Raw genomic sequence first — 522 nt, 5'->3', positions numbered from 1 at the left:
CGTGATCACAAACAACAATCGCCCAAAAGCGTTCCAATCACATTTAGCATCACGCCGGCACTCGAGTGGCCCGACACCCCGCCCGGTGGGCCGGCGTGTTATATTCCGTCGTTCCTCACGCTGACTCAGACGCAGGCCGTCGCCACCACACCTTTCAGGAACACGATCGAAGCCTATCGAGGCCCAGTCTTCGGCGAGACCATTTATGGTGCGAACGTTCTGCGAGATATCTCGGCAGCGTTCACAGACGTGGTTGGCGGTCGCGCTGGCGACTATGAAAAAGTACTGATTCGCGGTCGCAATGCGGCCCTCAAGGAAATGTCCGAGCGAGCCAAACAACTGGGTGCGAACGCCGTGATCGGAATACGATTCGACTATTCAACCGTGGGCAGATCGATGCTGATGATCTGCAGCAGCGGCACCGCCGTCATCGCGAATCCTCGAACTCCCAACGCATCCCCCTGATACATTGATGTCGTGCAGTTTGTTGATGCAGGTGTCTATGCTGCTTTCTCGCACCGC

1 protein-coding gene is annotated in these 522 nt (G+C 56.9%); it reads left to right on the top strand.

Annotated elements, in window-relative coordinates; genetic code table 11:
* Positions 1 to 36 precede the first annotated feature (36 nt).
* Positions 37 to 465: a YbjQ family protein gene (locus tag RE6C_RS04510; RefSeq protein WP_390175913.1), complete on the top strand. Its 429-nt coding sequence runs from the start codon at positions 37 to 39 to the stop codon at positions 463 to 465.
* The last annotated feature ends 57 nt before the right edge of the window (positions 466 to 522 follow it).

It is taken from the genome of Rhodopirellula europaea 6C, assembly GCF_000338295.1.
Taxonomy (GTDB): Bacteria; Planctomycetota; Planctomycetia; order Pirellulales; family Pirellulaceae; genus Rhodopirellula; species Rhodopirellula europaea.
Note: the sequence above shows the minus strand (reverse complement) of the source record. Positions and strands in the feature narration are given on the sequence as shown.